This is a genomic window from Thalassospira sp. SN3W, assembly GCF_038070535.1.
Taxonomy (GTDB): domain Bacteria; phylum Pseudomonadota; class Alphaproteobacteria; order Rhodospirillales; family Thalassospiraceae; genus Thalassospira; species Thalassospira xiamenensis.
This window is the reverse complement of sequence record NZ_CP121124.1, coordinates 760,103-786,241: the sequence shown is the minus strand read 5'-3', so window position 1 is coordinate 786,241 and position 26,139 is coordinate 760,103. Positions and strand designations below refer to the sequence as shown.

The 26,139-nt window shown below is 54.9% G+C and carries 25 protein-coding genes; 16 read left to right on the top strand and 9 right to left on the bottom strand.

The window, feature by feature from the left end; translation table 11 throughout:
* The first annotated feature begins 1 nt into the window (after position 1).
* From P8T57_RS03430 to P8T57_RS03405, 6 genes are all read left to right on the top strand, one after another.
* Positions 2-1,381, top strand: a complete 1,380-nt coding sequence (locus P8T57_RS03430) for an AarF/ABC1/UbiB kinase family protein (RefSeq protein WP_341364589.1) — start codon at positions 2-4, stop codon at positions 1,379-1,381.
* 722 nt (positions 1,382-2,103) lie between these two features.
* Positions 2,104-3,264 carry a Re/Si-specific NAD(P)(+) transhydrogenase subunit alpha gene (locus P8T57_RS03425; RefSeq protein WP_341364588.1) on the top strand — a complete coding sequence of 387 codons (1,161 nt, stop codon included), beginning with the start codon at positions 2,104-2,106 and terminating at the stop codon, positions 3,262-3,264.
* Entirely contained in the window at positions 3,257-3,712 is a 456-nt protein-coding gene (locus tag P8T57_RS03420) for an NAD(P) transhydrogenase subunit alpha (protein ID WP_007091103.1), read from the top strand. Before P8T57_RS03425 ends, P8T57_RS03420 begins: the two co-directional genes overlap by 8 nt.
* Before the next feature lie 12 nt (positions 3,713-3,724).
* Positions 3,725-5,122 (top strand): NAD(P)(+) transhydrogenase (Re/Si-specific) subunit beta, encoded by a 1,398-nt coding sequence (locus P8T57_RS03415; RefSeq protein WP_341364587.1) that lies wholly within the window; start codon positions 3,725-3,727, stop codon positions 5,120-5,122.
* 139 nt (positions 5,123-5,261) lie between these two features.
* Complete coding sequence (locus P8T57_RS03410; RefSeq protein WP_341364586.1) at positions 5,262-6,014, top strand: hypothetical protein; 753 nt, start codon at positions 5,262-5,264, stop codon at positions 6,012-6,014.
* A gap of 33 nt (positions 6,015-6,047) precedes the next feature.
* Positions 6,048-6,629: a hypothetical protein gene (locus P8T57_RS03405; RefSeq protein WP_341364585.1), complete on the top strand. Its 582-nt coding sequence runs from the start codon at positions 6,048-6,050 to the stop codon at positions 6,627-6,629.
* Positions 6,630-6,698: 69 nt separating this feature from the next.
* Here P8T57_RS03405 and P8T57_RS03400 read toward each other — a convergent pair whose 3' ends face one another.
* Together P8T57_RS03400 and rpsU are read right to left on the bottom strand one after the other, a co-directional pair.
* Positions 6,699-8,180 (bottom strand): Na+/H+ antiporter NhaC family protein, encoded by a 1,482-nt coding sequence (locus P8T57_RS03400; protein WP_341364584.1) that lies wholly within the window; start codon positions 8,178-8,180, stop codon positions 6,699-6,701.
* A gap of 272 nt (positions 8,181-8,452) precedes the next feature.
* On the bottom strand, positions 8,453-8,656 hold the full coding sequence (gene rpsU / locus P8T57_RS03395) for a 30S ribosomal protein S21 (RefSeq protein WP_007091098.1): 204 nt from the start codon (positions 8,654-8,656) through the stop codon (positions 8,453-8,455).
* A gap of 367 nt (positions 8,657-9,023) precedes the next feature.
* Here rpsU and P8T57_RS03390 point away from each other — a divergent pair, with 367 nt between their 5' ends.
* Genes P8T57_RS03390 through P8T57_RS03375 form a run of 4 tightly spaced genes read left to right on the top strand, consistent with a single transcriptional unit; the run spans position 9,024 to position 12,052 of the window.
* Positions 9,024-9,470, top strand: coding sequence for a hypothetical protein (locus P8T57_RS03390; protein WP_341364583.1), 447 nt, complete (start codon positions 9,024-9,026; stop codon positions 9,468-9,470).
* Entirely contained in the window at positions 9,463-10,695 is a 1,233-nt protein-coding gene (locus P8T57_RS03385; protein WP_341364582.1) for a biotin/lipoyl-binding protein, read from the top strand. The genes P8T57_RS03390 and P8T57_RS03385 overlap by 8 nt, the downstream gene beginning before the upstream one ends.
* A gap of 57 nt (positions 10,696-10,752) precedes the next feature.
* Positions 10,753-11,355 (top strand): peptide deformylase, encoded by a 603-nt coding sequence (gene def, locus P8T57_RS03380; RefSeq protein ID WP_341364581.1) that lies wholly within the window; start codon positions 10,753-10,755, stop codon positions 11,353-11,355.
* 1 nt (position 11,356) lies between these two features.
* Positions 11,357-12,052: a COQ9 family protein gene (locus tag P8T57_RS03375; protein ID WP_341364580.1), complete on the top strand. Its 696-nt coding sequence runs from the start codon at positions 11,357-11,359 to the stop codon at positions 12,050-12,052.
* A gap of 98 nt (positions 12,053-12,150) precedes the next feature.
* Here P8T57_RS03375 and P8T57_RS03370 read toward each other — a convergent pair whose 3' ends face one another.
* The 3 genes from P8T57_RS03370 to purE all read right to left on the bottom strand — a co-directional run bounded on the left by P8T57_RS03370 (position 12,151) and on the right by purE (position 14,656).
* Complete coding sequence (locus P8T57_RS03370; RefSeq protein WP_341364579.1) at positions 12,151-12,798, bottom strand: thermonuclease family protein; 648 nt, start codon at positions 12,796-12,798, stop codon at positions 12,151-12,153.
* Between the two features lie 164 nt (positions 12,799-12,962).
* Positions 12,963-14,057: a 5-(carboxyamino)imidazole ribonucleotide synthase gene (locus P8T57_RS03365; protein WP_341364578.1), complete on the bottom strand. Its 1,095-nt coding sequence runs from the start codon at positions 14,055-14,057 to the stop codon at positions 12,963-12,965.
* A 98-nt stretch (positions 14,058-14,155) separates the two neighbouring features.
* Positions 14,156-14,656 (bottom strand): 5-(carboxyamino)imidazole ribonucleotide mutase, encoded by a 501-nt coding sequence (gene purE, locus P8T57_RS03360; RefSeq protein WP_341365359.1) that lies wholly within the window; start codon positions 14,654-14,656, stop codon positions 14,156-14,158.
* A gap of 263 nt (positions 14,657-14,919) precedes the next feature.
* On the opposite strand from purE, the gene P8T57_RS03355 reads away from it, so the two are divergent.
* On the top strand, positions 14,920-15,762 hold the full coding sequence (locus tag P8T57_RS03355) for a diguanylate cyclase (protein ID WP_341364577.1): 843 nt from the start codon (positions 14,920-14,922) through the stop codon (positions 15,760-15,762).
* Between the two features lie 75 nt (positions 15,763-15,837).
* On the opposite strand, the gene P8T57_RS03350 is transcribed toward P8T57_RS03355, so the two are convergent.
* Positions 15,838-16,044: a DUF465 domain-containing protein gene (locus tag P8T57_RS03350; protein ID WP_007091089.1), complete on the bottom strand. Its 207-nt coding sequence runs from the start codon at positions 16,042-16,044 to the stop codon at positions 15,838-15,840.
* 120 nt (positions 16,045-16,164) lie between these two features.
* On the opposite strand from P8T57_RS03350, the gene P8T57_RS03345 reads away from it, so the two are divergent.
* Both P8T57_RS03345 and P8T57_RS03340 read left to right on the top strand, forming a co-directional pair.
* Positions 16,165-17,271 (top strand): ATP-dependent 6-phosphofructokinase, encoded by a 1,107-nt coding sequence (locus P8T57_RS03345; protein WP_341364576.1) that lies wholly within the window; start codon positions 16,165-16,167, stop codon positions 17,269-17,271.
* Between the two features lie 46 nt (positions 17,272-17,317).
* On the top strand, positions 17,318-17,809 hold the full coding sequence (locus P8T57_RS03340; RefSeq protein ID WP_341364575.1) for a TIGR02444 family protein: 492 nt from the start codon (positions 17,318-17,320) through the stop codon (positions 17,807-17,809).
* Here P8T57_RS03340 and P8T57_RS03335 read toward each other — a convergent pair.
* Positions 17,806-18,423, bottom strand: coding sequence for a UbiX family flavin prenyltransferase (locus tag P8T57_RS03335; protein WP_063092388.1), 618 nt, complete (start codon positions 18,421-18,423; stop codon positions 17,806-17,808). The two genes, P8T57_RS03340 and P8T57_RS03335, sit on opposite strands and share 4 nt — an antisense overlap.
* Positions 18,424-18,538: 115 nt before the next feature.
* Between P8T57_RS03335 and P8T57_RS03330 the strand changes: the two genes are divergently transcribed.
* The 3 genes from P8T57_RS03330 to P8T57_RS03320 all read left to right on the top strand — a co-directional run bounded on the left by P8T57_RS03330 (position 18,539) and on the right by P8T57_RS03320 (position 24,198).
* Positions 18,539-18,703 carry a DUF465 domain-containing protein gene (locus tag P8T57_RS03330; protein WP_007091085.1) on the top strand — a complete coding sequence of 55 codons (165 nt, stop codon included), beginning with the start codon at positions 18,539-18,541 and terminating at the stop codon, positions 18,701-18,703.
* A gap of 404 nt (positions 18,704-19,107) precedes the next feature.
* Complete coding sequence (locus tag P8T57_RS03325) at positions 19,108-21,054, top strand: propionyl-CoA synthetase (protein WP_341364574.1); 1,947 nt, start codon at positions 19,108-19,110, stop codon at positions 21,052-21,054.
* Between the two features lie 1,320 nt (positions 21,055-22,374).
* Complete coding sequence (locus P8T57_RS03320; RefSeq protein ID WP_341364573.1) at positions 22,375-24,198, top strand: autotransporter outer membrane beta-barrel domain-containing protein; 1,824 nt, start codon at positions 22,375-22,377, stop codon at positions 24,196-24,198.
* Positions 24,199-24,260: 62 nt separating this feature from the next.
* Here the strand turns inward: P8T57_RS03320 and P8T57_RS03315 are convergent, their stop codons facing one another.
* Both P8T57_RS03315 and P8T57_RS03310 read right to left on the bottom strand, forming a co-directional pair.
* Positions 24,261-25,490, bottom strand: coding sequence for an MFS transporter (locus P8T57_RS03315; RefSeq protein ID WP_341364572.1), 1,230 nt, complete (start codon positions 25,488-25,490; stop codon positions 24,261-24,263).
* Entirely contained in the window at positions 25,487-26,059 is a 573-nt protein-coding gene (locus P8T57_RS03310) for an N-acetyltransferase family protein (protein WP_341364571.1), read from the bottom strand. Before P8T57_RS03310 ends, P8T57_RS03315 begins: the two co-directional genes overlap by 4 nt.
* Between the last annotated feature and the right edge of the window lie 80 nt (positions 26,060-26,139).

The window sequence follows — 26,139 nt, the reverse complement described above, 5'->3', positions numbered from 1 at the left end:
GATGAGCAATGACGACGAAGATTTCACCGCCCAAAACGAGAGCAATCGGTTCGGCGGGAGGGTTCGTCGTTATGCGAAGGTGGGGGCGTCGGCTGGAAAGCTGGCTGCACGCCTTGCCACGGGAAAAATGTTCGGCGGTGATATCGATCATGCGAAATATGCCGCCGAACTGACATCCGCCTTGGGCGGACTTAAGGGCCCGTTGATGAAGGTTGCGCAAATCCTGTCGACCATCCCCGATGCCCTGCCAAAGGAATATACCCAGGCACTGGCAACGCTTCAGGCGGATGCCCCCAGTATGGGATGGCTGTTTGTCAAACGCCGGATGCGCACCGAATTGGGGGCGGGATGGCAGGAAAAATTCACCGATTTCAGCCGTGATGCGGTGGCCGCGGCATCGCTTGGGCAGGTTCATCGTGCCACACTTGATGATGGTCGAACGGTGGCCTGCAAGCTGCAATATCCCGATATGTCGGCGACAGTGGAAGCCGATCTTAAGCAGCTTCGCGCTGCCTTTGCGATCTATCGCCGGTATGACAGCGCGATTGATGCCGAAAATATCCAGTTGGAACTGACCGCGCGCCTGCGTGAAGAACTTGATTACGAACGCGAAGCCCGCAACATGCAGCTTTATCGCCATATGGTGGCGGATGAAAATTGCGTGCATGTGCCCGAACCGGTGATGGACCTTACGACCAAGCGGCTTCTGACCATGACGTGGCAGACTGGGCAGAAATTCCAGAGCTTCCTTGATAGTGATCCGTCGCAGGAAGCACGCAATCAGGTGGCGCTGAACATGTTTCGCGCGTGGTATGTACCATTTTACCGTTATGGCGTGATTCATGGCGATCCGCATCTGGGGAACTATTCGCTGCGCGATGATCTGTCGGTCAATCTGCTTGATTTCGGCTGTATCCGTATTTTCCCGCCTGCTTTCGTCAATGCCGTCATCACGCTTTATGAAGCATTGCGGGATAAGGACGAGGAAAAGGCGGTTCATGCCTATCAAAGCTGGGGATTCGATAACCCGTCACGAGAACTGATTGATGTTCTTAATATCTGGGCTGGTTTTGTCTATGGCCCGATCCTTGATGATCGCGAACGCCGGATGGATGAAACCAATTCGGTGGCCTATGGGGCGGAGGTCGCGGGCAGGGTGCACCGTGAGTTGCGCCGCGTCGGTGGGGTCAAGCCGCCGCGCGAATTTGTTCTGGTGGATCGTGCGGCCGTTGGGCTTGGTGCGTTGTTCCTGCGCCTTGATGCGCATCTGAACTGGTATCAGATATTCAACGATCTGGTCGGAAACTTTGATGCGGACATATTGGCCCGCAATCAGGATGCTGCCCTTTCCAAAGTCGGGCTGGATCGTCCAGAAAACTGATCCGATTTCCCTGTTTTATAATTTTATTTTTGACGTTCCGGATCGAAAGAATCGGTTGGGTCGATTTGCTAATTGATCGGCTATTTCGGAACAATACAGTTTTGCATGATCCTTTTTCGGCTATTTAATCCGAAATTTCCCTACTTGAACGACCCTGGGTGTTGAAAACTTTTTCCTTTCTTTGCTTGCGTTGTGATGGGTTTGGTGAAAACCTGCGGGTGTGTTTTTCAAATAATATTCACTTACCGCGATGGCGTGAAATAGGGGAAACTTCCATAAATCAAGGGATTGATTCTATCTGTTCGGGATAAGGACCTGTTACAGGGTGGAAATAATATGTGCGAAAATCCGCTCACATGTGTTTTGAGATAATATAAACTGAAATTAAGTTAAAGTGATTTTTTATAGGGTTTTGATGTTGTCGCAGGCCGGAAGAAATCGCATCTTGCATTCAACGCAGACAAGGCAGGGCGTCATTGATTGTTTGTCCTGAGCACCAATGGCGGGTGGGACCTGACTTGTCGCCAAGGCTTTTTGCCTCGGAATGCGTGGTGGGAAAGTGGGCGGTTTCTTCTGTTAAAGCGGAAGAACCGCCTTTTTTCTTGCCGGGCAAGGGTAATCGTGGCCAGTCTGATGCGCAGCAGGCACCGGACGCGGACCGCGTTTTATAAAAACAAAAATGCCGTGCTTATTCATAATTGTAGGGAAGGAGGTTGAACGCGATGAAACTGGCCGTTCCAAAGGAAATATGGCCCGGGGAAAGGCGCGTTGCCGTTACACCAGATACCGTCAAGAAACTGATTGGTCTTGGGTTTGACGTTGCAATCGAAGCTGGTGCCGGAATTAACGCCGCGATACCGGATGATCGCTTTGCCGATGCCGGTGCAACCATTGCCAAAACAATGAAAACCACCGTCAAGGATGCCGATGTCATCCTGAAGGTGCGTCCACCGGTTGTTGATGGCAAAACCGACGAGCTTGCCGCCTATAAAAAGGGTGCCGCCGTCATTGCCTTGCTTGATCCGTATGATCGCAAGGATCTTATTGAAAAAATGGCGGCGGCCGGGGTTTCGTCCTTTGCGATGGAACTGATGCCGCGCATTTCGCGTGCCCAGTCTATGGATGTGCTATCGTCACAATCCAACCTGGCGGGGTATCGTGCGGTGCTTGATGCCGCCCATGAATTTGGCCGGATTTATCCGATGATGATGACAGCCGCCGGGACGTTGCCACCCGCACGCGTTGTTATCGTCGGGGCCGGTGTTGCCGGGCTTCAGGCGATTGCGACCGCCAAGCGCCTTGGCGCGGTGGTTTCCGCGTTTGATGTGCGCCCGGCGGTCAAGGAACAGGTTCAATCGCTTGGCGGGACGTTTATCGAGGTCGAAGACGACGCAGCCGACGGCGAAACCGCAGGCGGTTATGCCAAGGAAATGTCGGACGAATACAAGGCCAAACAGGCCGCCAAGCTTAAGGAAGTTCTGGCAAAGACCGATATCGTCATCACAACAGCATTGATTCCGGGCCGTCCGGCACCGGAAATCGTTACCGCCGACATGGTCGCGGGCATGAAGCCGGGATCGGTCATCATTGATCTTGCGGCTGAACGCGGTGGCAACGTTGCGGGTGCGAAACTTGGTGAAACGGTTGTGACCGATAATGGTGTGAAAATCATTGGCCCTGAAAACATCACCAGTTCCGTCGCAACCGATGCAACGGCGATGTATGCCAAAAACCTTCTGAATTTCATCACGCTGTCCGTTGACAAGGAAAAAGGCACGTTGGCCTTCAATGCCGAAGACCAGATTATTGCCGAAACCATGCTGACCCGTGATGGCAAGGTTGTTCATTCGAAATTCGGTGGTGAGGAGGTCGCAAATGGCTGATCAATCCGTAACCCAAAATGCGGCCCAGAATGCCGCCGAGAATGCCAACGAGCTGCGCGATGCGGCCCTTGGTCTGGCCGAAAAGGCCGCAAAGCTTGCCGATAGCCTTGCCAATCAGGCGGGCGATATGGCCAGCTCGGCCAACACGGTTGTCCATACAAGCGGTGTCAGCCCTACGGTGCTTGGCCTGACGGTGTTTGTTCTGGCCTGCTTTGTTGGCTATTACGTTGTGTGGAAAGTCACCCCGGCCCTTCATTCACCGTTGATGGCGGTGACCAATGCCATTTCATCGGTGATCATTGTTGGTGCGCTTCTGGCGGCTGGCCCGATTGATATGAACCTGTCCAAGGCGATGGGCTTCATTGCCGTGGTGCTGGCGTCGGTCAACATCTTTGGCGGTTTCATCGTCGCACAGCGCATGCTGCACATGTTCAAGAAAAAGAAGTAGGGGGAACACACAATGTCGGAAAACCTGTCGGCTTTCCTGTATCTGGTGGCGTCCGTCTGCTTCATTCTGTCGCTGCGCGGTCTGTCTTCACCGGAAACGGCACGTAACGGGAATATCCTTGGCATGGTGGGGATGGCGATTGCCATTCTGACCACCCTGGCATCACCCGAAGTCGTGTCTTATACCACCATCATTGTCGGCATTTTGCTTGGCGGGGCCATTGGTACGGTCATCGCGCTCAAGATCAAGATGACCGCATTGCCGCAACTTGTTGCCGCCTTCCACTCGCTGGTGGGTCTGGCAGCGGTGTTTGTTGCCGCCGCCGCCCTTTATTCGCCGGGGGCCTATGGCATTGGCACGGCGGGCAATATCGGGGCGGCCAGCCTGATTGAAATGGGCCTTGGTGTTGCCATTGGTGCGATTACCTTCACCGGCTCGCTTGTTGCCTTTGGCAAGTTGCAGGGGATCGTATCGGGTACGCCGGTTCGCTTTACTGGGCAGCATATGCTCAATCTTGCGATTGCAATCGGGATACTGGTGTTTGGCATCATCGTTGTGACAACCGAAAGCCACATGGCTTTCTGGATTCTGGTGATGCTTGCTCTGGTGCTTGGCGTGACGCTGATCATTCCGATTGGCGGGGCGGACATGCCGGTTGTTGTCTCGATGCTGAACTCCTATTCGGGGTGGGCGGCATGCGGCATCGGCTTTACGCTTCAGAACAATGCCCTGATCATCACCGGCGCACTGGTTGGTGCATCGGGTGCGATCCTGTCCTACATCATGTGCAAGGGCATGAACCGGTCGATCTTTAACGTCATCTTTGGCGGCTTCGGGACCGAGGGCGATGCAGGCCCGGCGGTCGGAACCGATGGCGACCGTTCGGTCAAATCGGGCTCAAGCGACGATGCGGCCTTCATCATGAAGAACGCGTCGAGCGTGATCATCGTGCCGGGTTACGGCATGGCGGTCGCACAGGCCCAGCATGCGCTTCGTGAAATGGGGGATATCCTCAAGGCCGAGGGCGTTAATGTCCGCTATGCCATCCATCCGGTGGCGGGGCGTATGCCAGGCCACATGAACGTGCTTCTGGCCGAGGCGAATGTGCCTTATGACGACGTGCTTGAAATGGAAGAAATCAACCGCGATTTCGGCACGGCGGATGTGGCCTTTGTGATTGGTGCCAACGACATCACCAACCCGGCGGCCAAAACCGACCCGTCATCGCCGATCTTTGGCATGCCGATCCTTGAGGTCGAAAAAGCCAAAACCGTTCTGTTCATCAAGCGTTCAATGTCCGCAGGTTACGCCGGTATACAGAACGAGCTGTTCTTCAAGGACAACACGATGATGCTGTTCGGTGATGCCAAAAAGATGTGTGAAGAGATTGTGATGCATCTGGATGGGTGATCAAGCCGGTTGGTTTGATATGAAGAAGGCGGCTCCTATTGGGGTCGCCTTTTTTGCTTGATCCTCTGTGAGGAGAGCATCAAAGGTGTTTGTGTGCAGTTTTCTAGCTATTATTTGAGAAAATTAGTGGGCGTAGCCAATGTTTGAACGGGCGAGGGAAGTTTCAGAGCGCATTGGCTGTGTGGAACAGTTCGAAAAAATTCTTAAGCATCATCTCGATACAAGCTCTAGATGCGAGAAGGTAATCAATTTAAAGCAGAAGGGAGAGCACGATAGCAAATCTATTGTCCTTCAGAATTTTAGGGTATTGCGACAAAATGCATTAAGACGTTCGGTAGCACTGACTTCGGCATCCTTTCAGATGATTGAAAGTGAGAATGTGTTGGGGTTAGCATTAACCTGTCGCGCTCATATCGAAAGCACATGTCAACTAGGATATTATTGTGCTGTCGTTAAATCTTTTCTGGACGGTAGGACTACGTACGAGAATCTCTACAAAAAATTTGTGAGGGCTTTGGCTGGGGCATCTCATGAGATTTTTTCGCACGCGCCAGACCCAGTTAATGTATTGTATTTTATTGATAAATCTGAAAAATACTTCTCAAGTTTGATTGGGCAGAAAACAGATGTTGGCTTTAGAGATAAGTATGATTTCTTGTCAGATTTCTGTCATCCAAATTTTTGTTCATCTATCATCGGGGTTTACTTAGATATAAATAGCGACTCTTTGGTCTATGAAGATTTTTCGATAGATAAGAAAAATAGTCTGCTGATTGATTACTTATCATTAGCAGCGATGGTCGTTTTGTTTTTTGATAATCAATGCCCCATATTGCTTAGTGGGCTAGAAGAGCATGTGGACTGGCCCATGCTCAATTTTCGTAAATCTTAATTAGATATGTTTCGGCTGGTAAGAGCTTCAATATTGATTATCATTGTTCTGTCGATTGCATTGGTTGCTTCGATGGGGATGACGATCTTGACCTATGTCCGGCTGACCGCCGAGGAGCCGATTGCCAAGATGTATTTCGAGCCGCTTGAAGACGATGTTTTCGAGGCGCATCTGGCGGCGGGAGAAGGCGGGGATGTTGGAATCTTTGAGATTTATGGCGATCAGTGGCGAATTGATGCCGAGTTCATTAAGCTGAAGCCTTGGGCCAATGTGATGGGCATGGATGCGCGCTATAAGCTGGTGCGCTTTGAGGGTCGTTATCGCGATATCGAGGATGAGAACACCAAGCCGAAGATGGCCTATGATCTGGTGCAGGACGATGCGCTTGATCTGATGAACTATCTGGCGGAATGGAATTTCCTGGTCGATGCCGAATATGGCAGTTCGACCTTTACCGATATCAAGCAGGATACGCTTTATAGCGTTTATCGCACACAGTCTGGGATCATTGTTCGGTATGAACCGATGCCTGATCCGATTGGTTATGAGCCGACGATGATCGATAAGGTTACAAACTGGATATCGGACCGGTCGGCGCGGCAAAGTCCGCAATAATGCAAAAAGGAGTAACACCTTTCGGGGCCGCTCCTTTTTGTTGATGTCGTTTTTAGGTCTTGGTTCTGATTACAGAACCATCGCCGCAATCCACGCAAACACAACCATGCCGAAATTGGCGTGTATGAAGGTCGGGATCACTGAATCCTTCACATGGTCATGCTGCCCGTCGGCATTAAGGCCCGATGTTGCGCCAAGCGTGATGGTGGATGCCGGTGATCCGGCATCGCCAAGGGCAGCCGATGCCCCCAGAAGCGCGATGGTCGCCATGGGTGAGAAACCAAGGGCCAGTGCCAGCGGGATATAGATCGGAGCCAGGATCGGCACGCTGGCGAAGCTGTCGCCAAAGCCGATAGTGATGAACAGGCCGACCAGAAGCATGATCAGCGCGCCAACTGCCTTGTTATCGCCGATCAGTTCTGCACTGGCCTGCACCAGCGGAGCAATTTCGCCGGTGGCATCAAGCACCCCGGCAAAGCCCGATGCGATGGTGATGATCACGGCAATCTGGGCCATCATCCGCATGCCTTCGGTGAAGACATCATCCTGTGCCCGCCAGCGGAAAATGCCCGCCGCCGCCAGAATGACAAAGCCGATCATTGCCCCGACCAGAAGGCTGTCAAACTGCAACTGGCAGATCAGCGCAACGGCAAGGGCGGCTACGGTTGCCAGCAATTGAAGCGGATTGATCGACACGGGCTTGGCCGGGTTGATATGGCGCTCGGCAGATGGATCGGTCACATAATCGCGCGGTTTGCGATAGGTGATGAAAACCGCAACCAGCATCCCGGCAACAATCCCCATAACCGGCAGGAACATTGCCTTGGGTGCCATATCGGCCGTCATGGAAAGATCGTAGGCCGCGCCAACGTCGTTAACATTTGCCATCAGGATTTCGTTGAGGTAAATCGCGCCAAAACCGGTCGGCAGCAGCAGATAGGAAAAGCTGATCGAGCAGGCGAGGATGCAGGCAATGGCGCGGCGGTCAATCCGCAGGCGATTGAATACCGCCAGAAGCGGCGGGATCATCACCGGAATAAAGGCGATGTGAACCGGCACCAGGTTCTGCGAAATCAACGAACAGAAAATAAAGATCGCAAACAGGAACCATTTAAGGCCCTTTGAAGTGCTTTGCGCATCGCTTCCGACACGGGCGGCGATCTTTTGGGCAAACAGATCAAGAATGCCCGAACGCGCAATCGCAACCGCAAAGGCACCGATCATCACATAGGTCATGCCGACCTGGGCACCGACCAGAAGGTTGTCATTAAGCGCACCGATGGCGGTGGTTGTATCCATTCCTGCGTGCAACGCACCCAGCAAGGCTGCGGAAATCAGCGCAATCGGCACTGGCACGCGCAAAAGACACAGCACGATCATGACAACGATGGTCAGCAGGACAGCATTGATGTGGTAATCGACCAGTGCGGCAATGCCATAGATCGCAGCCATCAAAGCGATGACAGGCAAAACGCGGGTCAGTCGGTAATATCCATTGAAATCGAATCCGGCAGGGGCGTTGCCGGTATCGGTTTGTGTGTTCACAGTCATGTCTCCCCGATTGACTGGTTGGTGGTGGCGCAAAGGTGTTTGCGCATGGCGAGTGAAGACCTGCCGGGGAATTGTTTAAAACAATCCGATGCCAAGACAAAAAACTTAGCAGGAATGACAGCTATGCGATCCGGGGAGAGATTTGGAAAAAGGGGTATAAAAAACCAAACCCGCCCGGATTGCTCCGAGGCGGGCTTGGCGCACGGGCCCGGTTTTAGCAAGCCAAAACCGATCGTACAGTCACGTTCGAGGAACCCCGAAAGTGAAAAAGACTAGAAGCCTTCGCGCTCGATGCGCTTGCGCTCCAGCTTGCGGGAACGGCGGACTGCTTCCGCCCCTTCGCGAGCTTTCTTCTCCGACGGCTTTTCAAAGTGGCGGCGGAGTTTCATCTCACGAAAAATGCCCTCGCGCTGCATCTTTTTCTTAAGCGCTTTCAGAGCCTGATCGACATTGTTGTCGCGAACGATTACCTGCACGGAAACCACGCTCCTTTCAAAAAAACAAAAACACCCGGAAGAGCATCATGCTTTCCGGTTGGTTACACGGCCTGTATGACCGTGGGCTTTATATAGTGTAAAGCGGTGCAAAAGAAAAGAGGGAAGGAGATATTCGCCTTTGGCGTTTGTTGAGCCAAAGGCGCAAAACGCCAAGGCAAAACCCGCATTTCCAGACTCTGGGTTTGTGGTGTTGCGTTTTGCGCGAATTGTATGGCCGAAAAAATCTCAAAAGTTGATATAATGCTTTGACAAAATTGGGCTTATCGCTGGGGGTGAGTTTGGGTATGCCGCCGGTGGCGTAGGTTTGCATCCGCGCAGAGCCCTCATAACGGTGGGATATTTGCACATGGAAAGCTCATTGCGAGAGACGGCAATTGCACATGCGCCGTTCTTCATTACCGGGCCCGGACAGTCGGATGTGTTGTTCATGATTGTTGTCTGGTCTGTCGTTCTGGGGGTGTTTGGGTTGGGGGCTCTTTATCTGAGCCTGCATGCCCTGCCTGAACGGTTGGCCCATCATGCCAATCACACCCAGATCCAGCTTATCAGTATCCTGACGCTTCTGGCGCTGTTTACCCATAACAACCTGTTCTGGCTGGCGGCTTTGGTGATTGCCGTGGTTCAGGTTCCCGATTTTTACACCCCGATTAATGCGATTGCTGATGCCGTGAAGGTCATGGCACGGGAAAAGGGGGTAATGAGCGAATCCACCGGGCCAAAGCCGGTCACCGATGGTGACGCCTCGACGATCTCCGCCGATATGAATGTGCAGGAGGGCCGTAAAGATGTTTGAACTTATGCTATGTTCCATTTTTACGATCCTGCCTGATTACTTGATTCGCCGATATGCGCAGGGCAAACGTATCGGCAAGGAAATCACCCTGTTTTCGGTCTGGTACGAGCTGCGATACGGGATTGTCGGCTGTGCGATCCTGACAATTTCGCTGATTACGCTGATTTTTTATTACCACCCGTCAAGTCATAACGTTGCGTCGTTCTATCGGACCCTGACCATCTTGCCGGAGAAAAATGGCCGGGTGGTCGAGATTTATGTCGATAACGATGATCAGGTAAAATCGGGCGAACCGTTATTCCGCCTTGATGACCGGACAGAAACCGAGGCGGTCGAAATCGCCCGGCAGCAGGTGCAGGAAATCCGTGCGCAGATGGCGGTAACGCAGGCTGATCTTGCGGTGGCGAACGGCAATCTTGAAGAAGCGCAAGGGGCGTATGAGCAGGTGCGCGAGGAATTGGCGGTCAAGGCTGATCTTTTGTCACGCGGTACCAATGCGGTTTCCCGGCGGGAGGTCGAACGGCTTGAAGTGGCCTTAACCACACGACAGGGATCGGTTAATGCGGCCAAGGCCAATGTCAATGCCGTCGAAACCAGAATGGAAACCCTTCTGCCAGCCCAGCTTGCCAGCGCGGAAGCGTCGCTTCGTTCGGCCGAGGTTGCCCTTGGCAAAACCGTTGTCCGGGCCGGTGTCGATGGCGTGATACAGCAATTTGCATTGCAGATCGGTGATATCGTCAATCCGTTGTTACGTCCGGCCGGTATCCTTATACCAGTCGAACCCAAGGAGGTCATATTCCAAGCCGGTTTTCAGCAGGTTTCCGCCCAGGTTGTCAAAGCCGGGATTCTTGCGGAAATGTCGTGTGCGTCGCTGCCGTTTGAAGTCATCCCGATGTTGGTAACCAGCGTGCAACCGGTGATTGCTGCCGGTCAGTTCCGCCCGACAGACAGATTGCTAGATATCTCGGAACGGGCCGTACCGGGTACGTTCCTTGCCAAAATGATCCCGCTTTATCCTGAGCAGATCAAGGATGTGCCAAGGGGCAGCCAGTGCGTTGCCAATGCCTATACCAATAACCATGATCAGCTTGAAAACCCGGAAATCGGTACGGGCGAATGGTTGTTCCTGCATATGGTACAGACGGTCGGGATCGTGCATGCCTTACTCCTGCGTATTCAGGCGCTGCTCTGGCCGCTACAGACGCTGGTTTTGTCGGCTCATTAGGCGGCGGATCATGCGTAGGGGCTTTACAGTCGGGGCGTTTTGGTTGGATATAGGGCCATGTCGATCCTTAAAATTGCCCGGATGGGCCACCCGGTTCTGCGCAGGGTCGCGGACCGGGTCGAAAACCCGCTTGATCCCGAAATCCAGCGTTTGATCGCGGATATGAAGGAAACCATGAAGGATGCCGGAGGCGTAGGCCTTGCGGCGCCACAGGTGTTTCAGTCCAAGGCGATCATGGTTTTTTATGTCCCGGCCTTTCGCAAAAGCGATGATCCCGATGATGCGGAAGTGCCGTTAAGCGTGCTGATCAATCCGGAAATAGAGGCGATTGGCGATGAAATCGTTGATGGCTGGGAAGGATGTCTGTCGATTCCCGGGTTGCAGGGCGTGGTGCCGCGCTGGAACAAAATCCGTTACCGCGGGTTAGATGAATATGGCAAGGACGTTGAACGCATTGCCGGTGGATTCCATGCGCGCGTGGTTCAGCATGAATATGATCATTTGATCGGGGTGATGTATCCCGAACGTATGGAAGACATGACGTTGCTGGGCTTTGTCGACGAGTTGCGCGACAACCCGCCCGAGACGCCCCTCAGACAGGGGGCATCATCTGCTGACAGTTCCGATGATGGTGCCAATGACGAAAGCAAGGAGGCCTGAAATGACCGTTTCCGAAAGCATGAACCGCCTGCGTACGCAGCGTGAGGCGCTGGTTGCGGCGGCACTTCAACATATCCCGTTTGACGGCTGGAGCATGGCCGCCCTTCGCAGCGGTGCCGAGGACCTTGAACTTGCACCGGGCGAGGTGGATCGTCTTTTGCCCGGGGGCATTCGTCAGGCCATCATTACCTATGTCGAGATGACGGATCGCAAAATGGTCGAGGAACTCGACAAGCTTGATCTGCCATCGATGAAAATCCGCGAACGGATTGCCACTGCGGTCAAAACCCGACTGTCGCTGGTGGAACATGAAAAGGATACGGTGCGGGCAGCCCTTTCCTATCTGGCATTGCCGCAAAACGTCCCGCTTGGCCTTAAGCTGACGCATGGCACGGTGGATAAGATGTGGATCGCGGCCGGTGATACATCGACCGATCACAATTGGTACACCAAGCGGATGTTGCTGGCGGGGGTTTATGGTTCAACCCTTGCCTACTGGCTGGATGACAAATCCGAAGGTCACGCGGACAGCTGGGCCTTTCTGGATCGCCGGATCGGCAATGTCATGCAGATTCCGAAAATCACCGGAACGGTCAAAAAGGCCGGGAAATTCGCGGCAACCCCGTTCAAGCTTGGTGCGAAGCTGGCCAAATGCATGCCAACGCCGGGGCGGGTCCGTCGCCAGTTCGGCGCATAGACCGGCTCTGATTTATATCCATAGACAAAACGCCGCCCTGCATCGGGCGGCGTTTTGCGTTGGGGAGGACTTTGGGGACAAGACTGGTGTGACTGCGTCTAGCGCATCAGAAAGCTCAGAAGCGTCGTGTCGGGCTTGTTCGCCTGTTCCATTTCGGCGGCAAGATTGATGCTGAACGGTGCACCGTTGTCGTTGGCAACTTCCGTTTCGCCATTGGCGTTGTCGATATCAATCGGCTTTGGTTTGGCGGCCAATGCAACCAGTTCATAGGGCAGGTCACCCATCCACATGCCTTTGCGGTTTTCCTTGGCATGGGCCTGATCCCCCAGATAGGTCAGGCAGTTCGGGTTGCCATCGCAACTGTTCATATCGACAATTGCCCAACCCGCGCGCAGCAGCAAACGGTTGATGTCGGTCTGACCCATGCGGCATTCGGTCAGCATCGGGAATAGCTGGGAATCTGAAACCTGCTGGCAGGCGACGGCATAATTTTCAATGATGCGGTCAAGTGCCTGTGCGGCGGCGGCCCCGCATTGAAACTCGACACTGCCCGCCCGGCAGATCATGCCCGGTCGCGGGGCGCGGATGCCAAACAGTTCGACAATCATATTGCCAAACCGAAGCTGATCGCCTTGCAGTACATCCGGGAAACCCGCGGCCCCCGGTGCGGCGTGGACGGCGTTATTTGTGCCGGTGGCTGATGCAAAGCCGGTTATGACTGCAAGGATGAGAAGAAGTTTTTTCATCACGCCTGTTACCCGAAAAGTATTTCCTGACGGGACATCAGCAAGCGCAATGCCAGTTTGGCAGGAAGAAACTGCCTGTCGGGCGAAGCATCTGTGATCCAATGAAAAATGCCCCGAAACCAGCATGGTTCGGGGCATTGGCATAAATTGCACTTGGATGGATATCAGTCCTCTTTGGGCAGGACCCAGGTGACGTGACCCATCTTGCGCCCGGCTTTGGCTTCGGCCTTGCCATAAAGGTGCAGTTTTGCATCCGGCTCGGCCAAAATTGCCTGCCAGTCATCAATGTCATGGCCCAGAAGGTTCTTCATCCGGGCATTTGAATGGTGGGCCGGATTGCCCAACGGCAATCCGCAAACAGCACGGATGAACTGTTCAAACTGGCTGGTGACACAGGCATCAATCGTCCAGTGGCCAGAATTGTGCGGGCGCGGGGCAACTTCGTTTACCAGAACGTCGCCATCGGTGGTCACAAACATTTCGACCGCCAGCAAGCCGACAAATTCCATCGCCTCGACCAGACGGGTGGCGATGTCCTCGGCCTTTTGGGCAAGATCAGCTGGAATTTTCGCCGGGGCGATGGTGACATCAAGAATGTGATTGGTATGCACATTTTCAACCGGGCAGAAGCAGGCGGTGTCCCCCTTGACCCCGCGCGCGACAATGACGGAGATTTCGCGTTCGAACGAGATGAAGCCCTCAAGGATGGCCTCGGCACCGTTCATTTCCGCCCATGCGTCGGCAAGGCTGGTTTCGTCAGTTATCTTAACCTGCCCCTTGCCGTCATACCCCATTTCGGTGGTTTTAAGCACGGCGGGGCGGCCAAGTTTGGCAACGGCGGCCTCAAGATCGGCAATCGAACGGACGGCGGCAAAAGGTGCCGTGCCGATACCGTTTTCATTGCAGAAGGTCTTTTCACGCAGGCGGTTCTGCGACAGATGCAGGCATTTCCAGCCCGGACGGACCGGCACCAGTTCGGATAACAGTTTCACGCTGTCATGCGGCACATTTTCAAATTCAAACGTTACAACATCGACGTCAGTGGCAAAGGCACTAAGCGCATCGAGATCGGTGTAATCGGCAATTGTTGCCTTGGCACAGACCTGTTCGGTCGGGCTGTCTGTGCCGGGGCCGAAAACATGGACCTTATAACCAAGTTCAGCGGCACAAAGGGCCGCCATCCGGCCAAGCTGTCCATTGCCCATGATGCCAATCGTGCTGCCCGGTGCGATGATGCGTGTCGCGAAATCCTGCGTCATTTATTCCTCGAATTCCTTCACATTCCCCGGTCGGGGCGGGCATCATTGACCTGAATGATGCCAAAGAAAAACGCGCCCGTTCGGGCGCGTTTGATGCATTACGGTGCGGGATCGACCGGTTCGTCGGCAACCGCATCGGTTTGCTGTGCGCGCCAGTCGTCAAGACGATCGGCCAGCGCATCATCCATCAGCGCCATGATCCCGGCGGCCATCAGGCCGGCATTTTTCGCCCCTGCGGAGCCAATTGCCAGTGTTCCGACCGGAACGCCGCCCGGCATCTGAACGATCGACAGAAGGCTATCAAGGCCTTTAAGCGTGCGGCTTTGTACCGGAACGCCCAGAACCGGAAGCGGCGTCATGGCCGCGGCCATGCCCGGAAGGTGGGCCGCACCACCAGCACCCGCAATAATCACCTTAAGGCCGCGCGACTTTGCTGATTTGGCATAGTCATAAAGGCGATCAGGGGTGCGATGGGCTGATACGATTTTGGTTTCGTAGGGGACGTGCAGCGCATCAAGGACATCTGCTGCATTTTTCATGGTTTCCCAGTCAGACTGGCTTCCCATGATAATGCCGATGACCGGGCTTTGATCGCTCATGCTGGCGGCTCCGTTTTCGGGCGTTATCAGAAGGCCCGCATTATAGGCAGGAAGGGTGATCATGCAAGCCCGCCAATGGCGCGATATGACATCGTTTCGCGCAGCATTCTGCACGGCGCGCAATATTGCGCAGGGGTAGCTATAAGGGTAGGGATACTATCCTTGCTTACAGTTGATAATTTAAGTGAAGTATAAGTATTTTGGGTTTATAGTTTTTGATCTTAATTTTTGTCTCTGTGCAGGTAGCACAAGAGAGGGCAGACATGAAAGTCACCAGACCCGGTTCCGCCACACCGTCATCAATGGGGGCGGGCGATGGACGGTATCCATCCAATCCCTATGCCGCGTACACCTATGGCAGGTCGGTGCGCAAAAAAGGTGCGCCTGACCCCGATCAGCATCAGGTTGATATCGTCAATCGCGATATCCTGAATGCCGAACCGGCTGTTACCGCGAACATCCACGACATTGCCGATGTTCTGGGCATTCCTGATGAACAGGTGACCCCGGCTGTGGAACGGGCGATTTCGCGTTTGATGCTGCGCGTTAACGGGCTTTCGGACCATCTGAGCGAATTGCAGCGTCATCAGGTCGAACTGGCCCGCGCAGAAGGGCGTGATCCATTTACCGGCGCGTTAAGCCGCACCAGTTTCATGCAGATTGTTGAAAATGAAATGGTGCTGGTTGGATCGGATCGAACGACGCGCGCGCTGTTGCTGTGCGAGATTGCCAATCTTGATGATGTGTTGCAGCGTCACGGTCATGGATGCAAGGAAGGGGTGTTTACCTTTTTGTATCGCACGATTACCGAATTCATCATGCCGCCCCATCAGGTCGGATATCTTGGCTGCAACGATTTTATCGCGTTGCTTTACAATATGGATGAACAGGATGCCTGGCAGCGGGCAGACGCAATTGCACGTCGGCTAAGAAAGCATCCTTATTTCTGGAACGGAAAATACATCACCATCGTTCCGGTTTTTGGCATTTATCACGTCAAATCGGGGGAAACCGCCGAAGAAGCGTTGGTATCTGTCGATTATGCCCTGCGTGCTGAAAAAGAAATGAAATCAGCGCAATTACAACGTATTCCAAGCGGTCTTTGAGGCGAGAACGGCGTCCTGCCGTGCCCCTCGTGTCTTTCCAAAAGGGGTGTTCTGCGGGAAACACCGGATTGTTTATCAGGCGATAATGTCGGGTACGAGTTGCGACTCCAGATACAAAATCTCGTCCTTAAGGGCGAGTTTCCGTTTTTTCATGCGCCCCAGCCGCAACTGATCGTGATGGGCCCCGTGGGCCAGTTGTTCGATTGCGATATCGAGATCACGATGTTCCTCGCGCAGAAACAGCAGTCTTTTTTCAACCGCGATCTGATTGATTTCGTCCATTTTTGATCCAGCTTGGTTAGCGACGCGAAGAGCCTGTAATACTATCAGAATTCGGGTTGGCAACCCATATGATTTGTAATCTGCTTTGTTAAGCAAGATCGGATAGGACGGAGGATACGGATGCGGATCGGAATTCTGACCAGTGGCGGCGATTGCGCGGGCCTGAATGCGGTTATTCTGGCGGTTGTACGCCGTGCGGTCCTTGGTTATGGCTGGGACGTGGTTGGCATCCGGCAGGGGACGCACGGTTTGATGCAGGACCCGCCGCAGGCCATTGATCTGAACGATTACGTCAATAATGACGGAATGCTGCGTTTGGGCGGTACGATTCTTGGCACCGTGAATAAGGGGGACCCGTTCCATTATTCGATGCCTGATGGCAGTTTTGCCGACCGATCCGCCGATGTGATTGCCGGGTATCACAAGCTTGGCCTTGATGCCCTGATCGGGGTTGGCGGGGATGGCAGTATGGCGATCCTGCATCGGTTGGCCGAAATGGGTGGCATCAATCTGGTGGGGATCCCCAAAACCATTGATAATGATCTGGCACTGACGGAATATTCCGTCGGCTTTACCACGGCGGTCAATGTGGCGGTCGAGGCACTTGACCGGTTGCAGCCGACAGCCGCATCCCATGACCGCATCATGATCCTCGAAGTCATGGGGCGCGATGCCGGGCATATTGCCCTTTTTGCCGGGGTTGCGGGCGGGGCGGATGCGATCCTGATCCCGGAAATGGATTACGATCTGGATGCCCTGACCGAGCATTGCCTGAACATTCGCAAGCGCGGGCGCAATCATGCGCTGGTGATCGTTGCCGAGGCGGTCAAGCGTGATGACGGTGCGGCGGTGACGCAAGGTGATGATGGCCAGAAAATACGTTATGGCGGGATCGGTCATTGGTTGGCCGATGAGTTGGGCGCACGAACCGGCTGGGAAACCCGCGTGACCGTGCTGGGCCATGTGCAGCGCGGCGGGATTCCATCGCCGCGCGACCGGGTCATTGCATCAGCCTTCGGGGTGCATGCGGTGGACCTGATTGCGCAGAAAAGCTTTGACCGTGTGGTCGCCTGGTCAAAGCGCAAGGTGATCGATGTTGCGATGGCCGATGTGATTGTCGGGCCGCGTCTTGTCGATACCAAGGGAACCATGGTATCGACTGCAAAAGGGCTTGGTGCCTATCTGGGGCATCCGCCAGAAACAGCGCGGACGGCAAAGACGGTCTGATCGAAAGACCGCACGCTTATAAAAACGAAAAACGCACAGGTTGGATATGAACGCAGAGGAAGTCTGGGCCTTTACGGTCGAGATGTATGGACGGGACGGCGTTGCGCCGCTTTGTCTTGAATTGCAGGAACGTTGTGATCTGGATGTGAACATGTTGCTGTTCATGTTCTATCTTGGCCAGAAGGGGCAGGCACCGCATAGCATATCCGCCCTTGAAAATGCGGTGCGGGACTGGCGTGAACAGGTGATTGTGCCGTTGCGCGATACCCGTCGCTTTTTGCGCAATGCCGATTGGAGCAGTGCGCAAAAACTGCGTGGCAAGGTCAAGAATGACGAAGTTGCCGCCGAACGTATCGAACAGGAACTTCTGTGCAAGGCGGTTGAAACCATCCCGGCCGGTGATCCGATGGCACCCGCGCGGGCCTATCTATCGCCGACACGTTTCAAACTGAGCCAGTCGGAATGCGATGCTGCATTGGAACAGCTTTGCGCCTGCATGAAGTTAAGTTCGAAGGCGCAGGGCGGCCTGATAGCTTAATCCGTCTTGCGCGGTTTGCCGGTGACCGGGATGTGGTTTTCGGCGTCCGTGTCGCCCCAGCGGGCCGTTTCCGGAAGATCGATATCAAACAGGTCAAGGATCCGGCCGCAGCTTTGCGTGACCATTTCATCAAGCGATTGCGGGCGTGCATAGAAGGCGGGAACCGGCGGGGCAATGATCGCACCGTTTTCAGTCGCCAGTGCCATATTGCGGATGTGGCCGGCATGCAACGGCGTTTCGCGCGCCATCAAAACCAGTCGGCGACGTTCCTTTAACATCACATCGGCGGCACGCGCGATCAGATTGTCGGCGACTCCGCTTGCGACCTCGGCCAGAGACTTCATCGAGCAGGGGGCGATGACCATGCCGCGTGCGCGAAAAGAACCGGATGCGATTGAGGCACCGATATCCGCATTGTCGTGGACAACATCTGCCAACTCTTTGATATCGCGGATTTTAAAATCGGTTTCATAAGCGATTGTGCGTTCTGCCGCCTTTGAAAGGATCAGGTGGGTCTCGATTGGCGAATTTTTCAGCAGCTGTAAAAAACGAATGCCATAAATCACCCCGGACGCGCCGGTTATGCCAATGATAAGTCGATCCTTTTGAGACATTTTATGTGTTATCCGGGTCACTATTTGAACGATTGCGTCGTCGAAAGACTGGAAATCATATTACAGAATTACTACCATCTTTGTGTGGGCAAAGTCAGAACTGAGGAGTAGGCGAATGAGTGTTCAATCCCATGTCGAAGCTCTCACTGCCAAACATGCTGCACTTGAGCAGGAACTCCATTACGAGCAGCGCCGCCCGGCGCCAGACAATTCCCGTGTCGCAGACATTAAACGCCGCAAGCTCGAAATCAAGGACGAGATAAGTCGAATAACCCATTAGCCGTCAAGAGGATGCTGGCAAAATCCGCATGGCTTGATGGTAAGGCTGTGCCGATTTCCTGAAAAATGCATCTCCTGACGACAGGATCAGTTCCTTCATTTTTTGCCGCCTCCGCTTGTCGCCCACAACGAGAGGCGGCATTCTTGTAAGCATCCTGCTGCGTTCCGACCTTCATAAAGCAGCATACGCGGAAAGATGTTTTCTGGATTGATTTAAATCCGCATAAATCCCGGTTTTCTGCCCTCTACCAATGTCTAAGGGGCATTGGAAATTTAAATCGGTATTATGATGCCGAATTAGGGCGGCCTTGGGGCTGGCCCTTGATACAGATCGGGCAGGCGATGTCACAACATTTGCGGATGATGATGTCGCGGTAACGCAGCACACAAGCCAGACGCGTATATTTGGGCAAAGATCCAGACGCGCGGGAGGAAGTTTCACAAATGACGGGTCGCTATCAGGAAATCTATGATCGTTCGATCACGGACAAGGAAGGTTTCTGGGCAGAAGCTGCGGAAAATCTGTCCTGGTATAAAAAATGGGACCGGGTGCTTGATGACAGCAATGCGCCGTTTTATCGCTGGTTCGAAGGCGGGATGGTCAATACCTGCTTTAACGCGCTGGATCGTCATATCGAAGACGGTCGCGGTGAACAGGCGGCCCTGATTTATGACAGCCCGGTCACAAATACGATTGAAACATTCACCTATAACCGACTGCGTGATGAGGTTGCGCGCCTTGCCGGGGCCCTGCATGCCAAGGGGGTGACCAAGGGTGACCGGGTGATCATCTATATGCCGATGATCCCGCAGGCGGCGATGGCGATGCTGGCCTGTGCGCGCATTGGTGCGATCCATTCGGTCGTGTTTGGTGGCTTTGCATCGAACGAGCTTGCGACCCGGATCAATGACGCAAAGCCAAAGCTGATTCTGAGTGCCAGTTGCGGCATCGAAGGATCGCGGGTGATCGAATACAAGCCGCTTCTGGATCGGGCGATTGATCAGGCCAAGCACAAGGTCGAAACGGTCCTGATGTTCCAGCGCGCGCAATGTTCGGCCCCCCTGATTGACGGGCGTGATTTTGACTGGATGGCGGAATGTGCCAAGGCCGCCCCGGCTGATTGTGTGCCGGTGGCCGCGACCGACCCGCTTTATGTCCTTTACACATCGGGCACGACCGGCCAGCCCAAAGGGGTTGTGCGCGACAATGGCGGCCATATGGTGGCGCTTAACTGGTCGATGAAAAATATCTATGATGTCGAGGCGGGTGATGTGTATTGGGCGGCATCCGATGTGGGGTGGGTCGTTGGGCATTCCTATATCGTTTATGCGCCGCTTCTGGCCGGATGCACGACGGTGATGTATGAAGGCAAACCGGTTGGAACGCCGGATGCCGGGGCATTCTGGCGGGTGATATCGCAGCATCGCGTCAAGGTCCTGTTTACCGCACCAACCGCGTTTCGCGCGATCAAGCGCGATGATCCCAAGGCCGCGTTGATGGCCAATTATGATCTTTCGTGCCTGAAGGCGCTTTATCTTGCCGGTGAACGGTCAGACCCCGATACGCTGCACTGGGCCGAAGACAGTCTTGGCGTGCCGGTGATCGACCATTGGTGGCAGACCGAAACCGGATGGTCGATCTGTGCCAATCCGCGCGGTATTGAAATGCTGCCGATCAAATATGGATCGCCGACGGTCGCGGCCTGTGGCTGGGACGTGCAGGTGGTGGATGAGGGCGGCAAGCCGCTTGAACGCGGCAAGATCGGCGCACTGGTCGCCAAGCTGCCATTGCCGCCGGGGACGCTTCCGACCCTTTGGCAGAATGATGACCGGTTCAAATCGGCCTACCTTGAGGAATTTCCGGGCTATTACGCTACCGGGGATGCCGGTTTCATTGATGAGGACGGCTATATCTATGTGATGTCGCGAACCGATGACATCATCAATGTCGCAGGGCATCGATTGTCGACCGGGGCGATGGAAGAAGTGCTTTCGGGGCATCCCGATGTTGCCGAATGTGCGGTGATCGGGGTGCATGATGACCTTAAGGGGCAATTGCCGCTTGGCTTTGTGGTTCTGAAATCCGGGGTGGATCGCCCGCATGAGGCGATCATCAAGGAAGTGGTTGCCATGGTGCGCGATCAGATCGGGCCGGTTGCGGCGTTTAAGCAGGCAACTATCGTGGATCGTCTGCCCAAAACCCGGTCGGGCAAGATCCTTCGCAAGACCATGCGATCCATCGCGGATGGAGAGGCATATAACGCCCCGGCAACCATCGATGATCCGGGGATTTTGCCGGAAATTGCCGAAGCCCTGAAAGATATCGGTTACGCCAAATCAGCGGCATCATGACGGCATGAAAATTCCCGATGCCGGGACTGGTATGAGGCCGGGGCAGCATCACCGCCCGCCGGATTTATTCTGGTTTATCCTGCGGGTGGGCCTTTCTAATGTATTGAAAAATATATCATTTTCACGGGAATGAATTTTTCCGAAAAATGTTCTTGATTTGTTCTTTTATTTGTGCCATAAAGGCAAAGTCAACGGGACAAATGCACCCGGATCAAAAACCCGCAAAGCGTGATGCGCTTTCGCGGGTTTTTGCGTATTCGGGCCGGGAAGACAGGAAAGTGACGATGATTGTTCAGCGATCTGATGGGGCGGCAGGGCGACGACGACGTTGCCAAAGGGGTGTATTGATGGCGGATGGAAAAGTCATTACGGGGGACGTGCGTCCGGGCGGTGACGCCCGATAGCCTCGATAAGTTTCGGGGAGAATTGGCGAAAACGGTTGTTAATCATGACGGGAGAAATGTGTCCTTCGGGCATGGGGACGTGCCGGAAGTGTCGGGAAGGCGAAAGAGGCAAACCCGAAAGGGGTGGCGATGGTGACGGTGATGGTTGCAGCAGGGCCGAATTGCGACTGGATGAGATCGGCAGGTGCGACAGCTCCGTCGATGCCAGATCGCCAGACGGCCAAGCTGCGAAACCGTCAGGCCGCGAGACTGCCAGACCGCCAAGCTATGCTAAGGCCGGGCAGGGGACTTGCCCGTTGCCCGTGCAGCATCACGTCCGCCAAGCCCGGCCAATGTCACAAAGGCGGCATCGGAATGGCGGGGCAGGCATGGCAGGGCCAGAGCCGAGCAGAGCAGAGCCGAGCAGAGCCGACCCGCCCCGACCCAACCCAACCCAACCCAACCCAACCCGTGAAATGCAAGACCGGCGGATCGGCAAAGGCACGGATCAGATCGCCGGGTGCATTCAGGCAAGAAGATCGTTCTGGCTGCCGGGATTGCGGTCCGGGCGCGCGAAGAGAGCTTTGGGGGCCGGGTTCCGGGGGCGGCGTTGATTTATCCAGCCCTTGGCGGGGTTTGAACTGCCAGTTACGTGCAGATGGCCAATGTGCCGGGGCATCTGTGTGACGCCATGACGGACATGCCGGGCATTGAGTAGGGGGCAGTGCGATCACGCTGCCATAGAGCGAAGATGCTTCACCCGATCAGAAAGCTCCGCTGCGATACCGACAGCTTGCGCGAGCTTTGCCCATGGGGAGGTCTTTATTGCGGAAACAATATTGATCACAGTTCATTTCTCAGTTAATGAAAATATTATACAACCCAATGTTGATTTATATTGATATTTTTGGGGGATTATTGGTTCGGGGGATCCAGTATGATCAATATTGCAAAGCTGCCATCGTCTTTGCTTTTTGCGATAACCTTTCTTTGCGGTTTTATGATTGGTCATGTGCGCGACGCATCTGCGGCCACCACGACGATCACCTGCACCAACCTTGCCGCCGTCGCCGCGACTTCAAACAGTGCGAATAGTCTGACCTATGACGATAGTGCTGGCACCTGCGTCGCGACAAGCGGCGGTGTCAACGTCGGTACCTCATTGCGCGACATAACCTTCGTCAGCCAGAACGGCGGCAATGAGGAATTTCGCGTCGGAACTGGTGCCGCTCACAATAACACGTCGCATAAGGGTTGCACCCTCGGCGCATTCAGCGCTGCGGCTGGTGCCGCCTGTGCAAGTAACCGGAACATCAACGGCACCGAAACCGGAACGGTCACCATCGACGGGCAGAATGGTGCGACCATCCGCATGACCGTCAATTATACGGTTTCGGGGAGCGGTGTGCATCTGGTCTATAACAGCGCCTCCGTGACGATCACAACTGCAGACGTGGCTTCGGACAATTCATCTGCGGCGCAGCGCGCCGTTCAGGGCGCGGTAACGCGGTCGCAGTCCGTTATCATCGGCCAGAATTTCGGATCACGGGTGGCTAATGTGACAGCCGGCCCAGATATCGGAACAGTGCCAGATACCACGACACCGACACAGCAATTCGGTTTTGCTTCCTCAAGCTTGCTTGATGATCCGATGGACAAGAAAACGCGCACGGAGGGCACAACCCTGGGCGGGCTGGCGATGCTTGCGTCTTTCGATACATCGCGGCTTGCTGCTGCGCAAGCCGCTGATAGTCCGACGGATGGGCCGGAACAGCGCACGCTGCTGTCTCGCGAAAGTCCGATTACGATCTGGGGGCATGGGTCCTTTACCGATATCGAGAATACGCGCAACCGGACGGGCGAGGACAGCCGTTATGACGGCAGTGTCTGGGGGTACAATGTCGGTGCGGATTATCGTTTTTCGCCCGCACTGGTGGCGGGTATGTCCGTTGGCTACGCCCAGACCGACATTACGACCACCTTTGAGAACGGCACTTACGAGGAGGATACGTGGAACCTCTCGCCCTATGTGATCTATAGACCGTCGGACATGCTGACCTTCTCGGCGATTGCGGGATATGCGTTCGGGGATGTCGCCAGAAGCCGCAACAGCACTGTGACGGGAAACACCGACAGCCAGAGCTGGTATCTGCAGGTTGATGCACGCCAAACTTTCCAGCCAATTGCAGATAGCCCGTTTCGGGTGACGGGCGGGCTTGGTGCGTTGACGTCGCGCAATACGCTTGCTGCCTATACCGAAAGTGACGGTAGCCGGGTTGCGGAATCCTCGGTCAATACCGTTCAGTTAAAGCCGAATGCCGAGCTGGCCTATTCTTTCCAGATAAGCGAGACGTCCCTGACGCCATATGTCAAAGCGGGTTATATCCACGATTTCACCGACCAGACCAACGGCGATGCCGGGGCGTTTGACCTTGGCGGTGGTGTGCGGTTTGCCTCGGGCGGGACGGGTCTGTCGGGCTCAATCGAAGGGTCGCGCATGGTCGGGCGTGATGATTACCGCGAATATACGCTGAGCGGTTTGGTTGCTTATGGCATTTCGTTTACGGGTCGGGATGGAAACTTTGCCGTAACGGCGTCGCCCTATGTCGGTACCAGCCTGTCTGATCGTGGGACGCCAGAAATTTCCGCGGGCGCAATGCTTGCGGATATTGATGACAGATTTTCGAGCAGGTTGAGCCTTTCCGGTGATCCGGCTGCGCAGCGCGCAGATGTGATGATTACCTTAGACCTGAAGTTCTGAACGCGACGCGATGCTAGTGAGGCCCGCAAATTTGATTTGCGGCTTTTTTTTATGAGAAATATCTATCGGACAATCAGCGCAGGGCGGGTTTCAGACCTTTGCGGGCGTAAGAGCAGATAAAGCCATATGGCTGCGCCACAGGCACAGGCCAGCAGGCCGATGGAAAGCCAGAGTGCGCCGTTGGGACCCCAGTGCGCGATGGCGCGTTCGTAGAGGCTGGGCGCAAGGGCGGAGAGGATAAATCCCGGTACCAGCAAACGCCCGACCTGATGACCGTATCGGGCATTGCCAAAGATCATCAGGGGAAGGGTTCCGCGCGTGATTGTCAGGACGCCGTTTGCCGCCCCGTAAAGCAGGGTGAAGGTCATGGCGGCAATCGCAAACCGATCCCCCCAGAAAGCAAGGACGAAGCACAGCGGCAAAACGGCGGTGGCAAACAATGTCAGGCTTGCCGGGGCGATGCGTTTGCCAAACAGGATTTCGGCGGCACGCGCCGCGGATTGGCCGATACCGCGGAGCGATGCGGCATTGATCGCAGCGGCGGTGGTTAATCCAAGTCCGATCAGGATCGCGATCATGTGGGCCGACATCGCGGCATTCACGACATTGAGCAGGGTGACGATCACGGCATACAGAAAGCCGCACAGCCGTTGATGCGTTGGCAGTCCATGGTCATCGGCATTACTGGTGTCATTGGTATTATCGGTGGAATTAAGGGTGGTTCCCGAAGGTGCGCCATGTCGGGCATCGGGGATGGCGGCATACATCGGGATGGTCAGCAGGGCAAAACCGGCATAGGCGACAAGGGCAATTGTGATGCCACATTCAGACTGGATCAAATGCCCGAGCGGCCAGAAGACGGTCGATGCCAAGCCGCCAAAAAGCGTGATCTGCCCCATCGCCCGTCTGGCATCGCGCCCGCCAATCCGGGCGAGGGTGGCAAAGGCCGCATCATAAAGGGTGGCGCGCATCGCAAGCCCAAGAATGATCCAGCCGATGAAATGCAGGATCTGCTGATCGGCGAATGCAAGGATCAGACAGCCAAGGGCGTTCAGGCATGACCCCATCGTCATGATGATCCGCCCGCCGTGACGGTCGATCATCCTGCCGCAAAAGGGGGAGACGACCGCCATGGTCAGAAGGCTTAGCGAGAAACCGGCATAAACCACGCTGCTGGACCAGCCGTGATGTTGGGCGATCAGGGTTCCGAAATTGCCAATCAGATAATAGGCCGTGCCCCAACTGATGAGCTGCCCCAGCCCCAGCTTTATGACAAGCGCGCGGGTGATCATTTATCGGCCGGGCCGGGGATGAGTGGCTGATCGGAACCAAGCGGGCGCTGCATCAGAACCGAGTCCAGCCATGTGCCGAACTTGTAGCCGACATTGTGGAAGGTGCCGGTCATGTCGAAGCCGAATTTCCGATGCAGGGCAATGGATGCGTGGTTTTTGCTATCGCCGATGGCCGCAACCATCTGCCGCCATGGACCGGCTTCGCAGCGTTCGAGAAGGGCCGCCATCAGGGCCGCACCGATCCCGTTGCCGATGCAGTCCGGCGCGACATAGATCGAATTTTCAACCGTGTGGCGATAGGCCGAACGCGGGCGATAGAGACTGGCATAGCAATAGCCGACGATGACATCACCGCGCAGGGCGACCAGATAGGGCAGGCCATTGGCGCGGATGGCATCAAAGCGATTGGTGATTTCGGTCTCGGACGGCGGGATTTCTTCGAACGAGGCGGTGCCGGTCAGGACATGGTGGCGGTAAATTGCGGTGATCGCGGCAATGTCGGCATGATCGGCATCGCGTATGACGAGATCGGACGTTTTGGTGGCGACGGGCAGTGTATCAGTCGACATTGATCGGGGTTCCATATCAGAAATTGACGGTATGGCGTGACATTAGCCGGTCGTCTGAAATAAGATAAGATTTGTATTCT